The sequence below is a fragment of the Streptomyces sp. NPDC059649 genome, from assembly GCF_042734445.1.
Taxonomy (GTDB): Bacteria; Actinomycetota; Actinomycetes; order Streptomycetales; family Streptomycetaceae; genus Streptomyces.
In genome coordinates, this window is the sequence record NZ_JBHWDV010000037.1 from 44,756 (window position 1) to 66,155 (window position 21,400).

At 73.9% G+C, this 21,400-nt stretch carries 18 protein-coding genes and 5 tRNA genes; 14 read left to right on the forward strand and 9 right to left on the reverse strand.

All coding sequences use genetic code 11. From position 1 onward, the window contains the following. Positions 1-70 precede the first annotated feature (70 nt). From ACFV1J_RS29610 to ACFV1J_RS29635, 6 genes are all read left to right on the forward strand, one after another. Positions 71-928, forward strand: a complete 858-nt coding sequence (locus ACFV1J_RS29610) for a MetQ/NlpA family ABC transporter substrate-binding protein (protein WP_385863140.1) — start codon at positions 71-73, stop codon at positions 926-928. A gap of 186 nt (positions 929-1,114) precedes the next feature. Further along, positions 1,115-1,750 carry a GNAT family N-acetyltransferase gene (locus tag ACFV1J_RS29615; protein WP_385863142.1) on the forward strand — a complete coding sequence of 212 codons (636 nt, stop codon included), beginning with the start codon at positions 1,115-1,117 and terminating at the stop codon, positions 1,748-1,750. A gap of 172 nt (positions 1,751-1,922) precedes the next feature. Then, on the forward strand, positions 1,923-3,143 hold the full coding sequence (gene cbiE / locus ACFV1J_RS29620; RefSeq protein ID WP_385863144.1) for a precorrin-6y C5,15-methyltransferase (decarboxylating) subunit CbiE: 1,221 nt from the start codon (positions 1,923-1,925) through the stop codon (positions 3,141-3,143). 235 nt (positions 3,144-3,378) lie between these two features. Then, complete coding sequence (cobT, locus tag ACFV1J_RS29625; protein ID WP_385863146.1) at positions 3,379-7,584, forward strand: nicotinate-nucleotide--dimethylbenzimidazole phosphoribosyltransferase; 4,206 nt, start codon at positions 3,379-3,381, stop codon at positions 7,582-7,584. A 171-nt stretch (positions 7,585-7,755) separates the two neighbouring features. Continuing rightward, positions 7,756-9,012 (forward strand): uroporphyrinogen-III C-methyltransferase, encoded by a 1,257-nt coding sequence (gene cobA, locus ACFV1J_RS29630; RefSeq protein WP_385863148.1) that lies wholly within the window; start codon positions 7,756-7,758, stop codon positions 9,010-9,012. Positions 9,013-9,306: 294 nt separating this feature from the next. Next, positions 9,307-10,128, forward strand: a complete 822-nt coding sequence (locus ACFV1J_RS29635; RefSeq protein WP_385863150.1) for a TrmH family RNA methyltransferase — start codon at positions 9,307-9,309, stop codon at positions 10,126-10,128. Positions 10,129-10,631: 503 nt separating this feature from the next. Here ACFV1J_RS29635 and ACFV1J_RS29640 read toward each other — a convergent pair. Then, on the reverse strand, positions 10,632-12,098 hold the full coding sequence (locus ACFV1J_RS29640; RefSeq protein ID WP_385863152.1) for a serine/threonine-protein kinase: 1,467 nt from the start codon (positions 12,096-12,098) through the stop codon (positions 10,632-10,634). Positions 12,099-12,786: 688 nt separating this feature from the next. On the opposite strand from ACFV1J_RS29640, the gene ACFV1J_RS29645 reads away from it, so the two are divergent. The 3 genes from ACFV1J_RS29645 to ACFV1J_RS29655 all read left to right on the forward strand — a co-directional run bounded on the left by ACFV1J_RS29645 (position 12,787) and on the right by ACFV1J_RS29655 (position 14,970). Then, positions 12,787-12,996 carry a hypothetical protein gene (locus ACFV1J_RS29645; RefSeq protein WP_385863154.1) on the forward strand — a complete coding sequence of 70 codons (210 nt, stop codon included), beginning with the start codon at positions 12,787-12,789 and terminating at the stop codon, positions 12,994-12,996. 511 nt (positions 12,997-13,507) lie between these two features. Continuing rightward, complete coding sequence (locus ACFV1J_RS29650) at positions 13,508-14,617, forward strand: phosphotransferase family protein (RefSeq protein WP_385863156.1); 1,110 nt, start codon at positions 13,508-13,510, stop codon at positions 14,615-14,617. 74 nt (positions 14,618-14,691) lie between these two features. Beyond that, complete coding sequence (locus ACFV1J_RS29655) at positions 14,692-14,970, forward strand: zf-TFIIB domain-containing protein (protein ID WP_030813535.1); 279 nt, start codon at positions 14,692-14,694, stop codon at positions 14,968-14,970. Between the two features lie 128 nt (positions 14,971-15,098). Here the strand turns inward: ACFV1J_RS29655 and ACFV1J_RS29660 are convergent. The 5 genes from ACFV1J_RS29660 to ACFV1J_RS29680 form a co-directional block, all read right to left on the reverse strand. Continuing rightward, positions 15,099-15,170: transfer RNA gene (locus ACFV1J_RS29660), tRNA-Val, on the reverse strand. 34 nt (positions 15,171-15,204) lie between these two features. Further along, a tRNA-Val gene (locus ACFV1J_RS29665) sits at positions 15,205-15,276 on the reverse strand. 25 nt (positions 15,277-15,301) lie between these two features. After that, a tRNA-Val gene (locus ACFV1J_RS29670) sits at positions 15,302-15,373 on the reverse strand. 1 nt (position 15,374) lies between these two features. Next, positions 15,375-15,448, reverse strand: a tRNA-Cys gene (locus tag ACFV1J_RS29675). Positions 15,449-15,483: 35 nt separating this feature from the next. Continuing rightward, a tRNA-Gly gene (locus ACFV1J_RS29680) sits at positions 15,484-15,556 on the reverse strand. A gap of 196 nt (positions 15,557-15,752) precedes the next feature. On the opposite strand from ACFV1J_RS29680, the gene ACFV1J_RS29685 reads away from it, so the two are divergent. The 3 genes from ACFV1J_RS29685 to ACFV1J_RS29695 are packed head-to-tail and all read left to right on the forward strand — an operon-like array spanning position 15,753 to position 18,512. Continuing rightward, positions 15,753-16,802, forward strand: a complete 1,050-nt coding sequence (locus ACFV1J_RS29685; RefSeq protein ID WP_385863195.1) for a chorismate-binding protein — start codon at positions 15,753-15,755, stop codon at positions 16,800-16,802. Further along, on the forward strand, positions 16,799-17,623 hold the full coding sequence (locus ACFV1J_RS29690; RefSeq protein WP_385863158.1) for an aminotransferase class IV: 825 nt from the start codon (positions 16,799-16,801) through the stop codon (positions 17,621-17,623). The genes ACFV1J_RS29685 and ACFV1J_RS29690 overlap by 4 nt, the downstream gene beginning before the upstream one ends. A 58-nt stretch (positions 17,624-17,681) precedes the next feature. Next, the gene (locus tag ACFV1J_RS29695) at positions 17,682-18,512 is read left to right on the forward strand and encodes a GNAT family N-acetyltransferase (RefSeq protein ID WP_385863160.1); all 831 of its coding nucleotides are present in this window, start codon (positions 17,682-17,684) and stop codon (positions 18,510-18,512) included. A gap of 79 nt (positions 18,513-18,591) precedes the next feature. Here the strand turns inward: ACFV1J_RS29695 and ACFV1J_RS29700 are convergent, their stop codons facing one another. Beyond that, positions 18,592-19,113, reverse strand: a complete 522-nt coding sequence (locus ACFV1J_RS29700; RefSeq protein ID WP_385863162.1) for a DsbA family protein — start codon at positions 19,111-19,113, stop codon at positions 18,592-18,594. 169 nt (positions 19,114-19,282) lie between these two features. On the opposite strand from ACFV1J_RS29700, the gene ACFV1J_RS29705 reads away from it, so the two are divergent. Continuing rightward, a complete protein-coding gene (locus ACFV1J_RS29705) occupies positions 19,283-19,741 on the forward strand; it encodes a hypothetical protein (RefSeq protein WP_385863164.1) in 459 nt (152 codons plus the stop codon). A 68-nt stretch (positions 19,742-19,809) separates the two neighbouring features. Continuing rightward, the gene (locus ACFV1J_RS29710) at positions 19,810-19,965 is read left to right on the forward strand and encodes a hypothetical protein (protein WP_199812568.1); all 156 of its coding nucleotides are present in this window, start codon (positions 19,810-19,812) and stop codon (positions 19,963-19,965) included. A 60-nt stretch (positions 19,966-20,025) separates the two neighbouring features. On the opposite strand, the gene ACFV1J_RS29715 is transcribed toward ACFV1J_RS29710, so the two are convergent. Together ACFV1J_RS29715 and ACFV1J_RS29720 are read right to left on the reverse strand one after the other, a co-directional pair. Further along, the gene (locus ACFV1J_RS29715; RefSeq protein ID WP_385863166.1) at positions 20,026-20,592 is read right to left on the reverse strand and encodes a CGNR zinc finger domain-containing protein; all 567 of its coding nucleotides are present in this window, start codon (positions 20,590-20,592) and stop codon (positions 20,026-20,028) included. 226 nt (positions 20,593-20,818) lie between these two features. After that, entirely contained in the window at positions 20,819-21,232 is a 414-nt protein-coding gene (locus ACFV1J_RS29720) for an SsgA family sporulation/cell division regulator (RefSeq protein ID WP_003959770.1), read from the reverse strand. Between the last annotated feature and the right edge of the window lie 168 nt (positions 21,233-21,400).

Below are 21,400 nucleotides of genomic sequence, written 5' to 3' on the forward strand. Positions count from 1 at the left end.
GAGCCCGGACCCTTTGCCGGGCGGACAGCACACGGACACTCCGTGTGGGAACAAGAAAGAGGCACTCTTCGTGCGCAACACCGTCAAGATCACCGTGGCCGTCGCCGCCGCTTCCGCCGTCGCCCTGGGCGCGAGCGCCTGCTCCGCGCCCTCCGACACCACCGCCAGCAGCGACAAGAGCGACAAGAACGCCCCCCTCGTCGTCGCCGCGAGCCCCACCCCGCACGCCACCATCCTCGACTTCGTCAAGAACAAGCTGGCGGCCGAGGAGGGCCTCAAGCTCGTCGTCAAGCCGTTCAACGACTACAAGATCCCCAACAAGGTCACCGACGACGGCCAGGTCGACGCCAACTTCTTCCAGCACAAGCCCTTCCTGGACACCTTCAACAAGGAGAACGGCACCCACATCGTGCCGGTCCAGAACGTGCTCATCGAGCCCCTCGGCCTGTACTCCAAGAAGATCCACAAGCTCTCCGACCTCAAGGCCGGCTCGACCGTCTCGGTCCCCAACGACCCGTCCAACGAGGGCCGCGCGCTCAAGCTGCTCGCCGACAACGGCGTGATCACCCTCAAGCCCGGCGTCGGCGCCGACGCCAAGCTCACCGACGTCAAGGACGACAAGGGCGTCAAGATCACCGAGCTGGAGGCCGCCCAGACCGCGCCGCGCATCGACGACGTCGACGCCGCCGTCATCAACGGCAACTTCGCCATCGGCGCCCACCTCAAGCCCTCCAAGGACGCCCTCGCGCTGGAGAAGGCCAAGGACAACCCCTACGCCAACTTCCTCGCCGTCAAGAAGGGCAACGAGAACGACCCGCGGATCAAGAAGCTGGCCAAGCTCCTGAACTCCCCCGAGGTCAAGAAGTTCATCGAGGACAAGTACAAGGACGGCTCGGTCATCCCCGCCTTCGGTCCCGCCAAGGCCTGACCCCCGACGGCCACCACCCGGGCCCCGGCAGCGCACCCCGCGCGGCCGGGGCACGGGCGCGTGGCACACCCACCGGCCCATGCTGCATGCTGGTGCATTCAAGACGGTCAGACGGCCCGTGACCTCGCGCTGAACCATCCCGCGACGTCCCGGAGCACCCACGGTCAACGGCGTTGGAGCAGCGGCATGACATCCACCTTTCCGGACATCTCCCTCAGCACGGACCGGCTGGTGCTGCGCCCCTTCGAAGAGGCCGACATCCCCGCCCTCGCCGAGATGATGACCGACGAGCTGGTCACCGCCTGGACCGCGCTCCCGCACCCGTACACCACCGCCGAGGCCCGCGCCTGGGCCACCGGCAAGGCCGACGCGCTCCGCACCACCGGCCGCGGCCTCGCCCTCGCCGTCACCGAATTCCTCACCCAGCGCCTGGTCGGCACCGTCCACCTCGACCACACCGACTGGCGCATCCGCTCCACCGAGATCGGCTACGTCACCGCCCACTGGGCCCGCGGCGAGGGCTACGCCTCGGAATCCGTCCTCGCCCTCGCGCAATGGCTCTTCCACGACCAGAAGTTCGAACGCCTCGAACTGCGCACCGCCGCCGACAACACCGCCTCCCAGCAGGTCGCCCAGAAGATCGGCTGCATCAGCGAGGGCGTCCTGCGCAACGCCTGGATAGCCCGCAGCCGCACGGAGGACGGCGGCTGGACGGACATCCGCACCGATCTGATCGTCTGGAGCCTGCTGCCCGAGGACCTCGACGGGGTCCCCGGCCGCATGGCCGACGCGAACGGATTCACCTACCCCGAGTGGAACTGACCCACGCCCGCGCCCAGGTCCGTACCTCTCGGGGTACCCTCGGCCTGCCGCGCACCCGCGCGACCAGCGCGGACCCGCGTCCGGCGCACCACAGTGGCGCGCCACCGGCCCGCGGCCACCCCGCGGCCGCCCCCGCCCGCGTACCCCCAGCAGCCCCAGGAGACTGACGAGCATGGCCGACCGGGTCACGGTGATCGGATGGGACGGCTCTCCGCTGACCGCCGCCGCCCGCTCCGCCCTCGGCGCCGCCACACTGGTGGCCGGTGCCGCCCACCACCTCGCACTGCCCGAAGTGCCGCCGCACGCCGAACGGATCCGGCTCGGCAGCGTCACCCTGGCCGCCCGCCGGATCGCCCAGCACCGCGGCACCGCCGTCGTCCTCGCCGACGGCGACCCCGGCTTCTTCGGCGTCGTCCGCACCCTGCGGGCCCCCGAGCACGGCCTGGAGGTCGAGGTCGTCCCGGCCGTCTCCTCCGTCGCGGCCGCCTTCGCCCGGGCCGGCATGCCCTGGGACGACGCCCAGATCGTGGTGGCCCACAGCCGCGACCTGCGCCGCGCGGTCAACGTCTGCCGCGCCCACACCAAGGTCGCGGTGCTCACCTCGCCCGGCGCCGGCCCCGCCGAACTCGCCCTGCTGCTCGGCGGCGTCCACCGCACCTTCGTCATCTGCGAGGAACTGGGCACCGAACGCGAGCAGGTGACCGTCCTCACCTCCGACAAGGCCGCCGACCACGTCTGGCGCGACCCCAACGTCGTCATCGTCGTCGGCGGTTCACCGGGCGGCGCGGCGGCCCAGGGCACCGGCTGGATCGCCGGCCACGAGGTCGGCCACCCGACCGGACCGCGCGGCTGGGGACTGCCCAACCGCGCCTACGGCGGCGCCCTCGCCGAGGGCGAAACGGTCCAGCTGCGCACCGCCCAACTCGCCCGTCTCGGCCCGCGGGTGGGCGACCTGGTCTGGGACATCGGCGCCGGCAGCGGAGCCGCCGCCGTCGAGGCCGCACGGTTCGGCGCCGCGGTCATCGCGGTCGACGCCGACCCGGACGCCTGCGGGCGCACCGCCGCCGTCGCCCGCCGGCACGGCGTCCAACTCCAGGTCGTGCACGGGCGGGCGCCGCAGATCCTGGAGGACCTGCCCGAACCCGACGTGGTACGGATCGGCGGCGGGGGAGCGGAGGTCGTCACCGCCTGCGCGGCCCGCCGTCCCGAACGGATCGTCACCCACGCCGCCACCCGCGACGAGGCCGAGCTGCTCGGCCGGGCACTGGCGGACGGCGGGTACGACGTCGAGTGCGCCCTGTTGCAGTCCGTGGACCTGGACACCTCCGTCTGGGTCGAACGCGAGCGGTCCGTGGTGTTTTTGCTCAGCGGGTATCGCGTTCCTCACCCGTGACCAGGAAGGCAACCCGCGCGAGGTAGGCTGGCGGATCGTTGCGCCGCCGTTCCACGTTCGGCTTCGTACGCCAATATCCGGAAAATGCCGTGGTTTTGGACGAATATGAAGCTCTGAGCGTGGACGTGCCGCGAGGCGTGCTCGCTCGTTCTAGCTATCGGGGCGTCGGGGCGCCCCGGTCGAGCGTGTCGCACGAGCGGTTGGAAGGAGCACTACCAATGGGCGAGGGGTACGCATGACCGACACCGGCCAGGTCCCGGGCGAGGGACAGCCGGAGAACGCAGGCGGACATCCCGGGCAGCCGCAGCCGGCGGCCGCTCCGTCCCCTGCCGACGCCGGACCCACGGAGCTGCCGGGCATGGTGACCCCTCAGGGCGACTACCCCTACCTCGACCAGGCCGACCCCGGCGTCGAGGACGACGACCTGCTGCTCATGCCGGGCGCCCAGGGCGCCTGGAGCGAGCAGTCCGCGACCCAGCCGCTGCCGCACGAGGCCCACCAGGGCGCGGCGCAGCAGCCGCAGCACGGTGTGCCGTTCGACGCCGCCCAGGGGGCCGCCGGCTACGAGCCGATGCCCCCGCAGGCCGGCGACCACGAGAGCGGCGGCCGGGATTCCGGCTCCGTCGACCTGAGCGCGGTCCGCATCCCGCAGCCCGCCGCTCCCCAGCAGCCGGACCGGGCCCGCGCGGCCGCGCCCAGCCGCCGTCCGCTGCACATGGGCCCGCCGGTGCCCGACGCGACCGGCGGAGTGGTCCGCTCGCTCGCCGACCGCGGCCCCGCCGACGCCCCCGCCCCCGCCCGGCACGCCGCCCCGTCCGCCGGCACCCCCGAATACTTCGACGCCGCCGCGCCCGTACAGCAGGCCCCCGGCGCACCCCAGGACGCCCAGCCGGCCCCGGCGCAGGCGTACGCCGAACCGCAGCCGCAGCCCGAGGCGGTGCCGTACGCCGAGCCGATGTACGGCGGCCAGTCCTACGGTGGGCAGTTGTCCCCCGAGCAGACCTACGGGGCCGCCGGCCAGGGCCCGTTGCCCGGCCCGCAGCTCGGCGAGATCCCGGCCCAGATGCCGGCCTGGAACGACGCCCCGGCCCAGGCCGCCCCGGCCCCCGCGCCCCAGCCGGTGCCGGCCCCGGAACCGGCCGTGATCGCCGAGCAGGCACCGGTGGCCGAGCAGATGCCGGCGGCCGACCAGGTGTCGGTGGCCGATCAGCTGTCGCCCGTCGCGGAGGCCGCAACGGCCGTGGAGGCGGCCCCGGTTGTCGACGCGGCACCGGCGGCGGAAACGGCCGCGCCCGCGGAGCCGGTCGCCGCACCGGCGGACGAGGCCGCACAGCCGGTCGCGCAGCCCGTGGCCCAGGACCGCGAACTGCCCGCAGAACAGCAGCAGCCCGCCGACCAGCAGCCCGTGGTGCAGCCGCAGGCCCAGTCCCAGCCGGTGGTGCAGCCCGCGGAGGGCGTCGTCGAGGAGGCGGCAGCGGCCGTGGACGGCCCGGCAGTCGCCCCGGCGGAGCCCGTACCGGCCGAGGCCGTCGAGGCCCCGGCGGCCGAGCAGCCGACCGGGCAGCCGACCCCGCAGACTCCGGACGTACGGACGCCGGACGCTTCGGCCCAGGAGGCTCCGGTCCAGGACTCTCCCGCCGCCCAGGAAATGCCCGTACCGCACGTTCAGGATGCTCAGGGCATTCAGGACGTGTCTGAGCAGGGTGTGGCCGAGGTCGCGGAGGGGAACGTCGCGGCCGACGCCGCCCCCCGGCCGCAGCCCGAGGCCGTCGCTCCGGAGGCCGTCGCCCCCGAGGCCGTCGCGGCGCCGCAGGGCCCCGTGGCCCTGCCCGGTGCCGAGGACGGCGCACCCGTCGAGCAGGTGGTCACCCCCGTCGAGCAGGAGCAGACCGTCATAGAGCCGCCCGAAGCGGTCACCCCGGTCACCCCGGACACCTCGGCAGCCCCTGCCGCCACGGACGCCCCCGAGGGCGAGGCGACCCCGGCCGCCGAGGCCGCAGCGCCCACCGTGGACGCCACGCCGGACACCCCCGCCGATGCGACCCCCGAGGCCGCAGTGACCGCTGAGGCGGAGGCCACAGTGACTGTCGAGGAAGCAGTGACTCCCGAGGCAGCCCCGACGCCGGAGCTCACCATGACGCCGGACCACGCGCCCGCCGAGCAAGCAGCCACGGCAGAGGCCGAAGCCCCGGCAGCAACGGACGAAGCGACCGCAGCGACGGACGAGGCGGCGGAGGCGGCAACGCCGGCCCAGGCAGCGGACCCCGCCCCGGCGCCCGAGCAGCCGCAGCCCGCCGGCGAGCAGCCCGCCACCCCGGCCGACGCCCCCGCCGAGCCCGCCGCCGCGGCCCGGCCCGGCATCGTCCACATCCCGGCCCAGGCCACCGCCGAGCAGTCCGCCGACGAGCAGCCGCAGGCCCCCGGGCAGCAGCCGCAGGCCGCCGCGGACGACACCGTTCCGCAGGCCCAGGCCCCCACCGGGACCCCGGCCGCCGCAGAGGTGCCCGCCGAGGCCCTCGCCGACGCCCCCCACCAGCAGGACGCCGAAGCACTCCTCCAGCGCGGTGAGGGCGCGGACGAGGACCAGCCGCAGGAGCCCGACGCGGCCCAGGCGGCCGAGCAGCCGCAGGCCGCCGACGAGCACCCCGCCGCCCCGGAGACCGACGCCACCGACGGCGCCCCCGAGGCGGAAGAGGCCCCGGCCGGCCCCCCGGCCGCCGGCTACGACGACTCCGAGCGCGCCGCCGTCCACCGCGTGATGCGCGAACGCCGCGACATCCGCAACGGCTTCCGCAGCGACCCGATCCCCAACGAGGTCCTGCTGCGCGTCCTGGAGGCGGCCCACACCGCCCCCAGCGTCGGCCACTCCCAGCCCTGGGACTTCGTCGTCATCCGGTCCGCCGAGACCCGCGAGAAGATGCACCAGCTCGCCATGCAGCAGCGCGACGCGTACGCCAAGTCGCTGCCCAAGGCGCGCGCCAAGCAGTTCCGCGAGCTCAAGATCGAGGCGATCCTCGAAACGCCGGTGAACATCGTCGTCACCGCCGACTCCACCCGCGGCGGCCGGCACACCCTCGGCCGGCACACCCAGCCGCAGATGGCCCCGTACTCCTCCGCGCTCGCCGTGGAGAACCTCTGGCTCGCCGCCCGCGCCGAGGGCCTGGGCGTCGGCTGGGTCAGCTTCTTCGACGAGCGCGAGATGGTCCGCGAACTGGGCCTGCCCGAGCACCTCGAAGTCGTCGCCTACCTGTGCGTCGGCTACGTCGACGAGTTCCCCGAGGAGCCCGAACTGCTGCAGGCCGGCTGGTCGAAGCGCCGTCCGCTGTCCTGGGTCGTCCACGAGGAGACCTACGGCCGCCGCGCACTGCCCGGCGAGCACCCGCACGACCTCCTCCAGGAGACCCTCCAGGGCATCCGCCCGCTGGACGCCAAGGCGCTCGGCGAGGCCTGGGAGCGCCAGAAGCGGATGACCAAGCCCGCCGGCGCGCTGGGCATGCTGGAGATCATCTCGGCGCAGCTGTGCGGCCTGTCCCGCAAGTGCCCGCCGCCGATCCCGGAGCCGGCCGCCGTGGCGATCTTCGCCGGCGACCACGGCGTGCACGCCCAGGGCGTCACCCCCTGGCCGCAGGAGGTCACCGGCCAGATGGTCGCCAACTTCCTGGGCGGCGGCGCGGTCTGCAACGCCTTCGCCAACCAGGTCGGCGCCGAGGTGTGCGTCGTGGACGTCGGCGTGGCGAGCGAACTGCCCGCCACGCCCGGCCTGCTGCCCCGCAAGGTCCGGGCCGGCACCGCCGACTTCACCCAGGGTCCCGCGCTGACCCAGGACGAGGTCCTCAAGGCCATCGAGGTGGGCATCGAGACCGCCCGCGACCTCGTCGCGGCCGGCAACAAGGCACTGCTCACGGGCGAGATGGGCATCGCCAACACCACCACCTCCGCCGCGCTGATCGCCGTCTACACCGGCGTCGACCCGGCCGAGGTCACCGGCCGCGGCACCGGCATCAACGACGAGACGCACGCCCGCAAGGTCGATGTGGTCCGCCGCGCGCTGGAACTCCACCAGCCCGATCCGGCCGACCCGGTCGGCGTGCTCTCCGCGGTCGGCGGCCTGGAGCACGCGGCCCTGGTCGGCCTGATCCTCGGCGGCGCCTCGCTGCGCACACCGGTGATCCTCGACGGCGTCAGCGCCGGCGCCGCCGCCCTGGTGGCCCGCGCCATCGCCCCCGAGGCGCTGGCCGCCTGCATCGCCGGTCACCGCAGCGCCGAGCCCGGCCACGTCGCGGCCCTCAACAAGCTCGGCCTGCGCCCGCTCATCGACCTCGACCTGCGCCTCGGTGAGGGCACCGGCGCCCTGCTCGCCCTCCCCGTCGTGCAGAGCGCGGCCCGCGCCATGCACGAGGTCGCCACCTTCGACTCCGCCGGAGTGACGGAGAAGAGCTGATGCGGTGCGGCCGGAACGCGGCCGCCCCGCATGACCCCCGGCCCGCAGCCCCCTAGGCTGTGGGCCGGGGCCGTACCCCCGAGGGTCGTATCTCCCTGATCAGCCGCTCCAGAGCCGCAGCGACCGATCCGGTCTCGAACTCGCACCATCCGCACAAGGAGCCGCACCGCCATGGCCGAGCACGTCGCCGAACACGCTGCCTACCCCGTCGGACTGCGGCTGTCCGGCCGCCGGGTGGTCGTCCTGGGAGGTGGGCAGGTCGCCCAGCGCCGCCTCCCCTCGCTGGTCGCCGCGGGCGCGGACGTCGTGCTCATCTCCCCGTCCGCCACCCCCTCCGTCGAGGCGATGGCCGACGCCGGCGAGGTCCGCTGGGAGCGCCGCCGCTACCGGGCCGGCGACCTCGCCGAGGCCTGGTACGCGCTGATCTCCACCGACGACCCCGAGGCCAACGCGGCCGCCTCCCAGGAGGCCGAGGAGCGGCGGGTGTGGTGCGTACGCGCCGATGACGCCGAGGCGGCCACCGCCTGGACCCCGGCCACCGGGCGCAGCGAGGGCGTCACCGTCGCGGTCCTCACCGGCCGCGACCCGCGCCGCTCGGCCGCCGTACGTGACGCCATCGTCGAGGGCCTGCGCGACGGCAGCATCGCCGCCCCGCACCACCGCCGCCCGCACACCCCCGGTGTGGCGCTGGTCGGCGGCGGCCCCGGCGACCCCGACCTGATCACCGTCCGCGGCCGCCGCCTGCTCGCCGAGGCCGACGTCGTCATCGCCGACCGCCTCGGCCCCCGCGACCTCCTCGCCGAGCTGCCCCCGCACGTCGAGGTCATCGACGCCGCGAAGATCCCGTACGGCCGGTTCATGGCCCAGGAGGCCATCAACAACGCGCTGATCGAGCACGCCAAGGCCGGCAAGGCCGTGGTCCGCCTCAAGGGCGGCGACCCGTTCGTCTTCGGCCGCGGCATGGAGGAGGCCCAGGCACTCGCCGAGGCCGGCATCCCCTGCACGGTCGTCCCCGGCATCTCCAGCACCATCTCGGTGCCCGCCGCCGCCGGCATCCCCGTCACCCACCGTGGCGTCGCCCACGAATTCACCGTGGTCAGCGGGCATGTCGCCCCTGACGATGAGCGCTCCCTGGTCGACTGGCCCGCCCTCGCCAAGCTGCGCGGCACCCTGGTCGTCCTCATGGGCGTGGAGAACAGCGGTGCCATCGCCGCCAAGCTCGTCGAACACGGCCGCCCCGCCGACACCCCGGCCGCCGTCATCCAGGAGGGCACCACCGCCACCCAGCGCCGGGTCGACGCCACCCTCGCCACCCTCGGCGAAACGGTCCGCGCCGAGGGCGTCCGGCCGCCGGCGGTCATCGTCATCGGCGACGTCGTCACCATCGGCACGACCACCGCGCCCACCACGGCCCCCACGACCGACTGACCCGCGCCCCCTACTGCCGACCGGGAGCGTCTCTCCGATCAGACCGGACCGACCGGGTTGAGCTGGGCCGGGCCGGGCTGGACCGGATCAGGCCGGGCCGGGCCGGACTGGACCAGACCGCGCTTGACCGGACCGGATTGGCCCGAACCGGACTGAACTGGACTGAACTGGCCCGGACTGGACCGGACCAATTCAGATCGGAACACATCAGATTTGATCGGCTCGGGGGATGCCCCCAGCCGATTCGTTCCCCCCGGCATTGGAACCCCGACACCGACAAGGCACTATCTCCCCGTGGCAGAAATCATCACCGTCGACGACCCGGACGACCCGCGGCTGGCCGACTACACCGGCCTCACCGACGTCGAACTGCGGCGCCGGCGCGAGCCCGCGGAGGGACTCTTCATCGCCGAGGGCGAGAAGGTCATCCGGCGCGCCCGGCACGCCGGCTACGAGATGCGCTCGATGCTGCTCTCCTCGAAGTGGGTCGACGTCATGCGCGACGTCATCGACGAGGTCCCGGCCCCGGTCTACGCCGTCAGTCCGGCCCTCGCCGAACAGGTGACGGGCTATCACGTCCACCGCGGCGCGCTCGCCTCCATGCAGCGCACCCCGCTGCCGACGGCCGCCGAACTCCTCGCCGGCGCGCGCCGCATCGTGGTCATGGAGGCCGTCAACGACCACACCAACATCGGCGCGATCTTCCGCAGCGCGGCGGCCCTCGGCATGGACGCGGTGCTGCTCTCCCCGGACTGCGCGGACCCTCTCTACCGCCGCTCGGTGAAGGTCTCCATGGGCGCGGTCTTCTCCGTCCCGTACGCCCGCCTGGAGAGCTGGCCCCGCGACCTGTCCGTCGTACGGGAAGCGGGCTTCAAGCTGCTCGCCCTCACCCCCGCCGAGAAGGCCGCCACCATCGACCAGGCCGCCCCGCACACGCTGGACCGCGTCGCCCTGATGCTGGGCGCGGAGGGCGGCGGCCTCACCACCGGTGCCCTGCGCGCCGCCGACGAATGGGTCCGCATCCCGATGGCCCACGGCGTCGACTCCCTCAACGTCGGCGCAGCCGCAGCGGTGGCCTTCTACGCAGTAACGTCGGGACGCCCCCCGACCCAGTAGGCCGCACGGCCCGTGCCACCGCGGCCCACGGCCTTACGGCGACCGGCTCAAACGGGCCATGCCGTCGCTCCACCAGGCCAGTTCGTCCGCTCGACGCCCCACCCCACGGCCCCGCGCGCGGCCGCCCCACCGGGCCACGCGGTTCCCACGACTTCTCGTACGTGGCCCCCACTGCTCGTACGTGGTCCCACCGCCACGGTGCCCTCTGGCTTCCTGCTGCTCGTAGGTGACCCCCACCGCCATCCTGCCGCGTGGCCCCACCGTCGCCGGGCTACGTGGTGCCCACCGTCACCGACCCAGGGAATACCTCCCCGCCCCGCCACGTTGTCGGCCCCGAGGGGGCCCTCGCGACCCTTAGGGGATCCGTTCCCCCACCCCTTAAGGTCCGCCCACCGCCCCCGCCCGACACGCTACGCAAAGCCCGAACCCCACCCCGCGGACGCACGCCACCGCCACTGCCACGGCCCTGCCCCCGGGCAGGCCAGCGCCCGCCGCCCGCACGCCTACCGCGCGCCCGCGGCCCCGCCCGGCGCCAGCCGACCGCTGCCCGCAGCAGCCGGGCTCCCCGTGGGCACAATCGGAGCAATCCGTTCCGCAGGACCCGCCCCCATCCCGCGGGCCGGCCCCTGGCAGCCCTGGGCCGCCGCGATACCCAGCGCGACCAGCAGCGTCACCACGACGAACACGATGACCCGTTGGCGCAGCAGCCGGCGGTCGGGGCCGGGCCGGCGACCGCCCGAGGTCGTACGGACCGGGGTGCGCGAACCGTTTCGCCCCGTCGGCCGCGACGCCGGGACACGTCGGGCGTTCCGCCCCGCGGTACGCGGATTCTTCCGCCCACCGGTGCCCGCACCAGCCCCCGCACCCGTACCTGCACCGGAAGCCGGACCGCCGGACCGCCCGACGGCCCCGTCCCGCGGCGCCGGCGGACGCGACGCATGCGGCCGCGGCGCGGAGCCGCCCGCGGTCCGCCGCTCGGTGCGCTGGCGCGCGTACTCCTCGGCCCGCTGTCCGGTCGGCCGCTCCGACGGACGGCGCTCCGTCCGGCCCCATCCGGCTCCGCCGCCGGACCCGTTGGGCAGGAGCCCGCCCGACAGTCCGCCCGACAGTCCGCCCGAAAGTCCTCCTGACAGACCGCCCGACAGACCGTGCGCCTCCCGGGCCGCGATCTCCTTGAGCCGCAACGACAGCGACAAGGTGCTGGGCCGGTCCGCCGGATCCTTGGCCAGACACGACGCGAGCAGCGGCGCCAGCGCGTCCGGCACCCCGGCGAGCTGCGCCTCCTCGTGCACCACCCGGTAGAGCATGACCTCCGAACTGCCCTGCCCGAACGGGGAGTCCGCGGTGCAGGCGTACGCCAGCGTGGCGCCCAGCGCGAAGATGTCGGTGGCCGGGGTCACCGCGGCCCCGCGTACCTGTTCCGGCGCCAGGAAGCCTGGCGACCCGACGGCCGTACCGACATGCGTGAGCGTGCTGGCACCGGTCGCCCAGGCGATGCCGAAGTCGATGATGCGCGGGCCCTTGGGCGACAGCAGGATGTTGGACGGCTTCAGGTCGCGGTGCACGACACCCGCGTCATGGACGGCCAGCAGTCCCTCGGACAGCGCCGCACCGACGGACGCGACCTGCGCGGGGGAGAGCGGCCCCTCCTCGTTGACCTTGTCGTGCAGCGACGGCCCGGGGACGTACTGGGTGGCGAACCACGGGCGGTCCGCGTCCAGATCGGCCGCGACCAGCCGCGCCGTACAGCCGCCGCGGATCCGGCGGGCCGCCGAGACCTCACGGGCGAACCGCGAGCGGAATTCCTGATCCTCCGCCAGGTCCGGCCGGATCACCTTCAGCGCCACCCGCTGCCCGCGCTTGTCCGAGCCGAGGTAGACCACGCCCATCCCGCCCGCGCCGAGCCGGCGGTGCAACCGGAACGTCCCGACGACACGCGGGTCCTCGCGCCGGAGCCGCATCATCGCCATGTCCGTCCCCTACCTGCGGTGGGAGGCCCCTCCGCTGCCAACCGTCTGACGTGGCACAGCTTACGGATTGACGGCTCGCTGTGCTGAGAGGCCGCGCATGCGTCGGCAACCGGATTGTCAGTGGCGGGTGCGATCCTCGGAGTGCGGGAGGGGAAAGGGGCGTGCGGCGGGCCCGGTTTCCCACCCGCGCGCCCAATGATCCATCACATAAGGGGGATTGACACGACGAAAGGTGATCGAGGACGGACAACGGGGGCGACGGGCGCGGCTCCCGGCGGCTGACGTTGCCGGCGTACGCGGCTGCCGGCGGCTCCCCGACGGCGGGGCGAGGGGCCGCCGCCGACGTGAGCGAGGTCACGCATGCGTGCACCCGGACGTGCGGGCCGTCGGACCTGCTGCCGCCGCGTCTGTGTGCGGCCGGACCTGCGGGTTCGCCGCACCGGCGGACCGTCGGACCTGCGGTCCGGTGGCTACCCCTGGGGGATGTCCCGGAGTTCTCAGGGGTTTTCTCCACCCAGGGGAGTACATGACGGCCCGTCCCGTCATCCTCCTGGAGGCCGACCAATAGGTACGACGGCATGACGCCCGCCCTCCGCCGCGTGCCTAGTGTTGTCATCAAGCGGCGGGCGCAGCACTCGTCCCCCGAGGTCAGACGCCCGCCGCTCCAGAGACGAAACGGGAGCGGACGATGGATCGGACCTCAGGACGGACGGCCCTTCGGGCGCAGGGGCGCAAGGCCGCCGCGGCGCTCGGCGGCCACCAGTCCTCGGGCACCCGCCATCCCCTCGTCGCGGTGGCCATGGTGCTGCCGTTGGCGTTCCTGCTCGCCGTGGTCTTCGGCGGCTGGGAAGCCGTCATCACACAGGCGTCGTCCGTGGCCGGAATGCTGGGGCGCTGAGCGGCACCCCAGGCCCCGGGAGAGCGGCCCGGGACGGGGACCTCCGGCTGAATACCCCGTGGGGACGGGGGTGCGGCGGACGGCACGAACGGCCGGGCATCTGGGGAGATGCCCGGCCGTCGAGCTTCCGCCCCCGCCCACCGAAGCACACCGCGCCCGCCCGCCGAAGCACACCTCCGACGAGCGCCCTCCCCGCGCACGCTCACGCCACGGTACCCCCCCGCGCCCCGCCCTCCCGCGTACGCACATCACGGCGCTGCCCTCACCGTCCCTTCCGCATACGCACACCACGGCGACGCCCCGCTCCGCCCCGCCCCTCCACGTACGCCCCTCACCATGACGCCCCACCCGCCCCTCCCGCGTACGCCGCCACCGCAACGCCCCACCCGCCCCCTCCCACGTGCGCCGTCACCGCAACGCCCCGCCCAACCCGCCGGTCCCGCCGCGTACGATCCCCCAGGGCCCGCCCAGGCAAGGCGCGCACACCGACCAGGCCCGGGGGAGGGGAGCGATGACCACGCCGCTGGCCGTCCGCCTCGCCGCCCTCGCCGCATCCCCCGGTCTCGCCGACACCCCACCCGCCCCGCCTGCCCCAGAAGCGCTCACCGACCACCCCGAGGCGATCAGCGACCACCCCGCCCACAACCCCGGGACGCCGGCCGACCACCCCAAGGCCCTCACCCCCGACCCCCACCACCCCCAAGTCCTCGCCGATCGCCCCGACGGCATGGTCGTCCGCAGCGGCCGTGCCGTCGCCAAGGCGCACGCCCCCGATGCCGACCCCCACGACCTCGCCGCCCGGTTGAGGATCGCCGCGCATCCGCTCCTGCACGGGATCCTGCTCCCCCCGCTCCCGCTCACCGCCCCCGGCGGGCTCCTCACCCTCACCGAGGACGGCCGGGCGCTCACCCGCTGGCCGTACGGCACCCCGGTCGCGCCCGACGACCCCGACGCGGCGCCCTGGGAGGACGCCGCCCGCCTACTGGCCCGGCTGCACTCCGTCGATCCGCGCCAACTCCCCGGCCCGGTCCCGCCGATGCGCGGCCCCGCCAAGGCGGCCCGCGCCCTGACCCGGCTGCGCACCGCGTTGGCCAACGGGTCCGCGGACGCCGTCCCGGGGTCCTTGCACGCGGCCGCCGCGGCCGTCGAGCGGGCCTGGGACGGGCTGCCGCCCTGGGCCCGGGGCGAGGCCCCGCCCCCGCGTGCGGCGTCCCTCTGCCACGGCGATCTCCACCTCGGCCAGCTGGTTCGCCACCCGGCCACCGGCGGCCGTTGGCTCCTGATCGACGTCGACGACCTGGGCCTCGGCGACGGGGCTTGGGACCTGGCCCGTCCCGCCGCCTGGTTCGCCACCGGCCTGCTCGCCCCGGACATCTGGACGCGGTTCCTGACCGCCTACCGCGCGGCGGGCGGACCGGCCCTGCGCCCCGACGGCGACCCCTGGCCCGAGTTGGAGGTCCCCGCCCGCGCCCTGACCGTGCAGACCGCCGCGCTCGCCGTCGCCAAGGCCGTCACCGGGGAGCGCCCGCTGGACGAGGCCGCGACCGCGGTCATCGACGCCTGCGCCCGGATGGCGCCCCGGCCGGAGCAGTTGGCACCCGGCGGGCCCGTCGTACGCTGAACCCCACGTCACCGGGAGGCCGTTCCGGTGGCGCCGCGCTGAGCGGCAGCGAACGAGTAGGAGTTGAGCCGACGATGCAGTGCCCCAAGTGCCATGCACCGATGCACACATACAACCGCAATGGCGTCCAGATCGAGCAGTGCGCCGGCTGCCGGGGGATCTTTCTCGACTACGGGGAGCTGGAGGCGCTGACCCGCCTGGAGTCGCAGTGGGTCCAGCAGGCCCCGCCGCCGCCCGCCCCGCAGGCGTACCCCGCCGCGCCCGCCTGGGGCGCCCCGCACCACGGCCACCACGGCCACCATGGGCACCACGGTCATCACCGCGGCCTCGGCCACATGCTGTTCTCGTCCTGAACGGTCACACCCGGCCCGGCCGGCGGCTTCCCGCCGGCGGGCCCGCGCCAAAGCCCGTGACCGGTAGGCACGGCACGGCACAAAAGCCGAGGGCCGGAGCGAAACGCTCCGGCCCTCGGGCTGCGGTGTGGACGATACTGGGATTGAACCAGTGACCTCTTCCGTGTCAGGGAAGCGCTCTCCCGCTGAGCTAATCGTCCTCGGGACCATGGATCACGAAGACCCACGGTTGCGTGCGCGATACTGGGATTGAACCAGTGACCTCTTCCGTGTCAGGGAAGCGCTCTCCCGCTGAGCTAATCGCGCGGGGGCCCGGCCGGAGCCGGACCAGTGGACGATACTGGGATTGAACCAGTGACCTCTTCCGTGTCAGGGAAGCGCTCTCCCGCTGAGCTAATCGTCCTTGGAGGTGGAGACGGGATTTGAACCCGTGTAGACGGCTTTGCAGGCCGTTGCCTCGCCTCTCGGCCACTCCACCAGGAGTGAGGGGGTTCGGGAAGATCCCCCACATCGAGCGGACGACGAGACTCGAACTCGCGACATCCACCTTGGCAAGGTGGTGCTCTACCAACTGAGCTACGTCCGCAGGTGTCTCTCCCAGACTACGTCCGGGAAGCTACCCGGCCCCCGGGGCGCTTCCGCGTCCCGGCGACGTGTTGAACTCTAGCGGATTCCGGGGCCAGTACAAAAACGCGTTTGTGCAGCGTGCTGCGCTGCTCGCCCGGCACAGGCGCGCCCGGGGCCCCCGCCATAGACTCGCTGACGTGCACGACTTCGCTCCCATGGCCCGCTTCGGCGGCCTGATAGCCACCGATCTACGGGACGTGACCAGCGATCCCGCGGCCCTCGACTCGACGGGCTGGTGGGCGGTGGCCGCCGACTTCGAGGGCCAGGTGGTCTGCGCCCGCTTCGCCGACGTACGCCCCGCCACCCCGGCCGACACCCCCGCCCCCAGCGCCTGGCACGGCCCCGCGCGCGAGGCCTGGATCAGCTCCCTGGACCGCGACGCCTATGTCCGCGGCGTACGGCGGGTCCGGGAATACATCGCGGCCGGCGACGTCTACCAGGTGAACCTCTGCCGGGTGCTGAGCGCGCCGCTGCCCGACCCGGACCGGGCCGACGTCGACGCGCTGTCCGCGGTGCTGGCCCGCGGCAACCCCGCCCCGCACGCCGGCACGATCCGGCTGCCCGGCCACGGCGTGGAGATCGCCAGCGCCTCCCCCGAGCTCTATCTGCGACGGGACGACCGCGCCGTGTGGTCCGGCCCCATCAAGGGCACCGGCCGGACCGCCGCGGACCTCTCCGACAAGGACCGGGCGGAGAACGTGATGATCGTGGACCTGGTCCGCAACGATCTCGGCCGGGTCTGCGCCACCGGAACCGTCACCGTCCCGGCACTCTGCGCGGTCGAGGAGCACCCCGGCCTGGTGCACCTCGTCTCCACGGTGCGCGGCGAACTGGACCCGGCCAACGAGAAGAGCGCCTGGACCGATCTACTGGACGCCACCTTCCCGCCCGGTTCGGTCACCGGCGCCCCCAAGTCCAGCGCCCTGCGGATCATCGACGAACTGGAGACCGCGCCCCGCGGCCCGTACTGCGGCGGCATCGGCTGGGTCGACGCCGACCGCCGCACCGGTGAGCTCGCGGTGGGCATACGGACCTTCTGGATCGACCGCACCCCCGCCGACGGGCCGGTCCTCCGTTTCGGCGCCGGCGCCGGGATCATCTGGGACTCCGACCCCGAGCGGGAATGGGCGGAGACCGAACTGAAGGCGAGCCGGCTGCTCGCGGTAGCGTCGGGGCGCAACGAGCCGAACGGAGGAGAGCGATGAGGATCTGGCTGGACGGGGCACTGCGGGACGCCGAGGACGCCCGGGTCTCGGTCTTCGACCACGGGCTGACGGTCGGCGACGGCGTCTTCGAGACCGTCAAGGCGGACCACGGACGCGCCTTCGCCCTCACCCGCCACCTGGAGCGCCTGGCCACCTCCGCCCGCGGCCTCGGCCTGCCCGAGCCCGACCTCGACGAGGTGCGGCGCGGCTGCGAGGCCGTCCTCGACGCCAACCCGGTGCCGCTGGGCCGGGTACGGATCACCTACACCGGTGGCGAGTCCCCGCTCGGCTCGGACCGCGGCGAGGCCGGCCCCACGCTGGTCGTCGCGCTCTCCGCGACCACCCGCCGCCCCGACACCACCGCCGCCGTCACCGTCCCCTGGACCCGTAACGAACGCGGCGCGCTGGCCGGCCTGAAGACCACCTCGTACGGCGAGAACGTGGTCGCCCTGGCGCGGGCCCGCGAACAGGGCGCCACCGAGGCGCTGTTCGCCAACACCGTCGGCGCACTCTGCGAGGGCACCGGCTCCAATGTCTTCGTCGTCCTGGACGGCGAACTCCACACCCCGCCGCTCACCTCCGGCTGTCTGGCCGGCATCACCCGCGCGCTGACCGTCACCTGGGCCGGCGCCAAGGAGACCGATCTGCCGCTGGACGTCCTGGAGCGGGCCGAGGAGATCTTCCTGACCTCCACCCTCCGCGACGTGCAGGCCGTGACCCGGATCGACGGCCGCCAACTGGCCGACCGGCCGGGCCCGGTGACCGCCGAGGCCATGCGGATCTTCGACGAGCAGTCCGCCGCCGACTTCGACCCGCGATGAGAACCGGCCCCCGTCCGGGGTGATGACGGGCCCGCTCAGGGGCGAGTAGAAAGTCCCCGTGACCACTACGCTGCGCCCCGCCGGACCCGAGGAACACCACGACGACGGCACCCGGGCCCGCCCGTACGACGTCTGCGTCAACAGCCGGCGGGTCGGCACGGTCCGGCTGTCGACCGACGCCCGTTTCGGGCCGACGGCGGGCCGGATCACCTACCTGGCCATCGACCCGCCGGACCGGCACCGCGGCCGGGCCACCGTCGCGGCGCTGGCCGCCGAGGAGGTGCTGCGGGGCTGGGGCTGCCGCCAGATCGAGGTGACCGTCCCGGCCGAGGCGGAGGCCGCGTTGCGGCTCGCGACCGCCCTGGGCTACACCGAGCGCAGCCGCACCCTGAGCAAAGCCCTCGACAGGCCGCCGCGGCTGCCCGAGGACGTCGCGGACCGGCCGCTGGGCGAGGCGGAGTACCCGGCCTGGCGGGAGGCCGCGCTCGCCGAGCACATCCGTACGCAGACCGACCAGGGGATGTCCCGGGCCCGTGCCGAGGAGATCGCGGTGAAGGGCCACCGCGCCCTGCTGCCGGACGGGGCGGAGACCCCCGACCAGGTCCTGCGGATCCTCTCCCACGACGGCGCGGACGTCGGCAGGCTCTGGCTCGCCCTGCGGATGCCGGACCAGCCGGGCGGCTACGTCGTCGATGTGCAGGTGGACCCGGCACACCGGGGGCGGGGGCACGGCCGCACGCTGATGCTGATCGCCGAGCGCGAGACCCTCGCGGCCGGCCGCACCACCCTCGGCCTCAATGTCTACGCGGGCAACGCGCCGGCCCTCGGCCTCTATGAGTCGCTGGGCCACCGGCCCACCGGATACCTGCTGTGGAAGCCGATCCTGTAGGGCGCCAGGCCGCGCTGCGACGCCCCCGGGCGGCCCGGTCCCGTCCGGCGCCGTCCTGACCGGCCCGGCCCTGACCGGCTCAGTCCTGACCGGCCAGCAGCCGGTCGGCGATCTCCTCGATCCGGGCGCGCAGCCCCTCCTGGCTCTTGCCGCCGTCCAGCCGCTCACCGCCGATCACATACGTCGGGGTGCCGGTCACGCCGATCGCCTTCCCCTCGGCCTCGTCGGCGTCGACGATCAGCAGGTGCCGCCCGTCGACCAGCGCGGTGTCCAGCTCCTCGGCGTCCAGACCCAGCTCCCCGGCGACCTCCAGCAGCAGCTTCTCGCCGCGGGCGGCGAGCTCCTCGGTGCGCGCCAGCACCGCCTCGACGTACGGCCAGCCCTGCCCCTGTGCCAGCGCCTCCTCGGCGGCCTGGGCCGCGGCGTAGGCGTGCTTGTGCTTCGCCAGGGGGAAGTGGCGCAGCCGGACGTCCAGCCGGTCGCCGTAGCGCTCGCGCAGCGCCCGCACATCCGCCAGCGCGGCGTGGCAGTCCGGGCACTGCAGCTCACACCACACGTCGAGGACGGGACGGGCGGGGGCGGGGGTGGTGGCGTCGTTCATGGGACCAGTCTTCCAGCCCGCCGCCTGGGGGCCGAACCCGGACCTGGGGATGAGGGTGACCCGGAGAAGACCCTGAAGCCGGTGCCGGAACATGGCCGGGGCGGGCCCGCACAGGGCAGGATGGAGGGGAGCAGAGGGACTGCTCGCCTTTCACCGGCAGGAGGACCGGATGCTGACCTCGACCGTCTGTGCCGCGGTGTCGGCAGCGGGCCTGGCCATCGCCGCGCTGACGGCGTACCGCAAGCGTTTCCTCGCCGCGACCCGCATCGCCGCCTATTCCCTGATCCCGATCGGCCTGGTGATGACCGGCGTCATCGACTGGGTCACCAACATCGTCTTCAAGCCCACGGTCTGGGCCGGCTTCGGCCTGCTCGCGCTCTCGTTCCTGCTCTTCATGATCAGCCGGGCCGTGGAGCGCCGCCGGGGCGGGATCGGTGCCCGCAGGGACCGCAAGGCGGCCGGAGGCGCCACGCCCGACGCGGTGGCTCCGGGGGCCTCCATACCGTCCCTCGGCGCGGGCCGTACGGCGGACCGGCCGGCCGGCAAGGGGAAGGCCCCGCAGGCCGGCAGCGCTCCCAAGGATGACTTCTCGGACATCGAAGCGATCCTGAAAAAGCACGGGATCTGATGAACTCCCGCTGCTGAGGCGCCATTTGGGCGCACTCTGAAGATCATGTGCGCCATGATGCGCGCGAGATGAACGATGAGTGCGCCCTCGCCCAAGACGACGCCCCGTCCCCCGAACCCCGCGGCTGCCTGTTCGCGCTGTCCCAGCCGCCGCTGATGCTCTTCCTCGCCGTCATCGGCTGCCTGCTCCTCCTCGGCGCCGTACACGACCTCTTCATCCTGTGAGGCCGGCGTACGGCCCGCCCGTACCGGCCGCACGAGCCGTCAGCCGGTCCGTACCGGCCGTCAGCCCGCGGCCTCCCGGCGCCGCGCGCGGTAGGCCGCGACATGCAGCCGGTTGCCGCAGGTGCGACTGTCGCAGTAGCGCCGCGAACGGTTGCGGGAGAGGTCGACGAACGCGTGCCGGCAGTCCGGCGCCTCGCAGCGCCGCAGCCGCTCGCGCTCACCGGCCACGACGAGGAAGGCGAGCGCCATCCCGCCGTCCGCGGCCAGCCGGTCGGCCACCGACGCGCCCGGCGCGAAATAGTGCACATGCCAGTCGTAGCCGTCGTGGTCGGTCAGCTGCGGGGTGGTGCCTGCCGAGGCGACCAGCGCGTTGAGCCGCGCGGCCGCGGTGCGGTTGTCCTCGGCGGCGAAGACCTCGGCGAACCGTGCGCGGACCCCGCGTACCGCCGCGAGGTCGTCCGGCCCGAGCGTGCCCACGTCGCTGAAGTTGTTGCGGCGGGCGAAGTCCTCGACGGCCGAGGCGTCGGTCAGGCTGTCCGGCGCGCCGGGCGACTCGCCCTCCGGAGCGGTGTTGAGCAGATCGACGACCGCGTCCAGCGCGCACCGGGTGTCATGGGTGATCATCACGGTTCCGCTCCCTGGCAGAGGGGCCGGACGGGTACCGCCCCCGGTGTCGTGGCCGAATGGTCGCCGACTCTAGCGCCTGGGACAAGCTTCGGCGCCGTCTCCCGCGGTGGCTCCGCGGCGACGACGCCGAACTCTGCCGTATGAACTTGTCGGTCCTGCGCCGTCTCCCCGAGTCGGACGGGCGCAAGTGTGAGCGGATGGGTGCTTTCGGTAACCGTGCTGCGTCTCAGCTCTCCGCGAGGATGTGGGACAGCTCCGTGTCGAGATCGAAATGCCGGTGCTCCGTACCGGGCGGTACGGCGGCATCCGTCCTTTTGAGGAACGACTCGAGAGCCCGCGCGGGGGCCTCGAGCAGGGCTTCGCCTTCCGGGGAGCTCAGGGCGATGCAGACCACGCCCTGCCCGTGGCTCCGGGACGGCCATACGCGGACGTCTCCGGTGCCCGTGGGCCGATGCAGGCCCTCGGCGAGGAGGTCGCGGGCGAACACCCACTCGACGGTCTCCTCGGCTCCGGTATGGAAGGTGGCATGCACGGCGTAGGGATCGGCCGTGTCATACCGCAGGCCCGCGGGTACAGGCAGTGAGGACTCGCTCGACACAACGAGGCGCAGGTGCAGCTCGCAGCTGACCGTGGTGTTCATAAGCGCCAGGGCCTTTCGCTCAGTGTGCGCTCGGGGATTCGCACGTCGGCGAAATCGACATGCCACCTACGGTGCCGTTGTAAACCCCTCTGACGGTTTTGGGTGGCTTCAGGTACCTCTTACGGCGGATTGCGAGATCGTCCTCGTCGGTAATTCCGCGGACCCCTC

Excerpts from the sequence above, each read along its gene's own strand:
- ACFV1J_RS29690 (WP_385863158.1), top strand. The coding sequence starts at position 16,799 with ATGAGGATCTGGCTGGACGGGGCACTGCGGGACGCCGAGGACGCCCGG.
- ACFV1J_RS29700 (WP_385863162.1), bottom strand. The coding sequence starts at position 19,113 with ATGAACGACGCCACCACCCCCGCCCCCGCCCGTCCCGTCCTCGACGTG.
- ACFV1J_RS29705 (WP_385863164.1), top strand. The coding sequence starts at position 19,283 with ATGCTGACCTCGACCGTCTGTGCCGCGGTGTCGGCAGCGGGCCTGGCC.
- ACFV1J_RS29645 (WP_385863154.1), top strand. The coding sequence starts at position 12,787 with ATGGATCGGACCTCAGGACGGACGGCCCTTCGGGCGCAGGGGCGCAAG.
- ACFV1J_RS29710 (WP_199812568.1), top strand. The coding sequence starts at position 19,810 with ATGAACGATGAGTGCGCCCTCGCCCAAGACGACGCCCCGTCCCCCGAA.
- ACFV1J_RS29650 (WP_385863156.1), top strand. The coding sequence starts at position 13,508 with ATGACCACGCCGCTGGCCGTCCGCCTCGCCGCCCTCGCCGCATCCCCC.
- ACFV1J_RS29720 (WP_003959770.1), bottom strand. The coding sequence starts at position 21,232 with ATGAACACCACGGTCAGCTGCGAGCTGCACCTGCGCCTCGTTGTGTCG.
- cobT (WP_385863146.1), top strand. The coding sequence starts at position 3,379 with ATGACCGACACCGGCCAGGTCCCGGGCGAGGGACAGCCGGAGAACGCA.
- cbiE (WP_385863144.1), top strand. The coding sequence starts at position 1,923 with ATGGCCGACCGGGTCACGGTGATCGGATGGGACGGCTCTCCGCTGACC.
- cobA (WP_385863148.1), top strand. The coding sequence starts at position 7,756 with ATGGCCGAGCACGTCGCCGAACACGCTGCCTACCCCGTCGGACTGCGG.
- ACFV1J_RS29685 (WP_385863195.1), top strand. The coding sequence starts at position 15,753 with ATGGCCCGCTTCGGCGGCCTGATAGCCACCGATCTACGGGACGTGACC.
- ACFV1J_RS29655 (WP_030813535.1), top strand. The coding sequence starts at position 14,692 with ATGCAGTGCCCCAAGTGCCATGCACCGATGCACACATACAACCGCAAT.
- ACFV1J_RS29615 (WP_385863142.1), top strand. The coding sequence starts at position 1,115 with ATGACATCCACCTTTCCGGACATCTCCCTCAGCACGGACCGGCTGGTG.
- ACFV1J_RS29640 (WP_385863152.1), bottom strand. The coding sequence starts at position 12,098 with ATGGCGATGATGCGGCTCCGGCGCGAGGACCCGCGTGTCGTCGGGACG.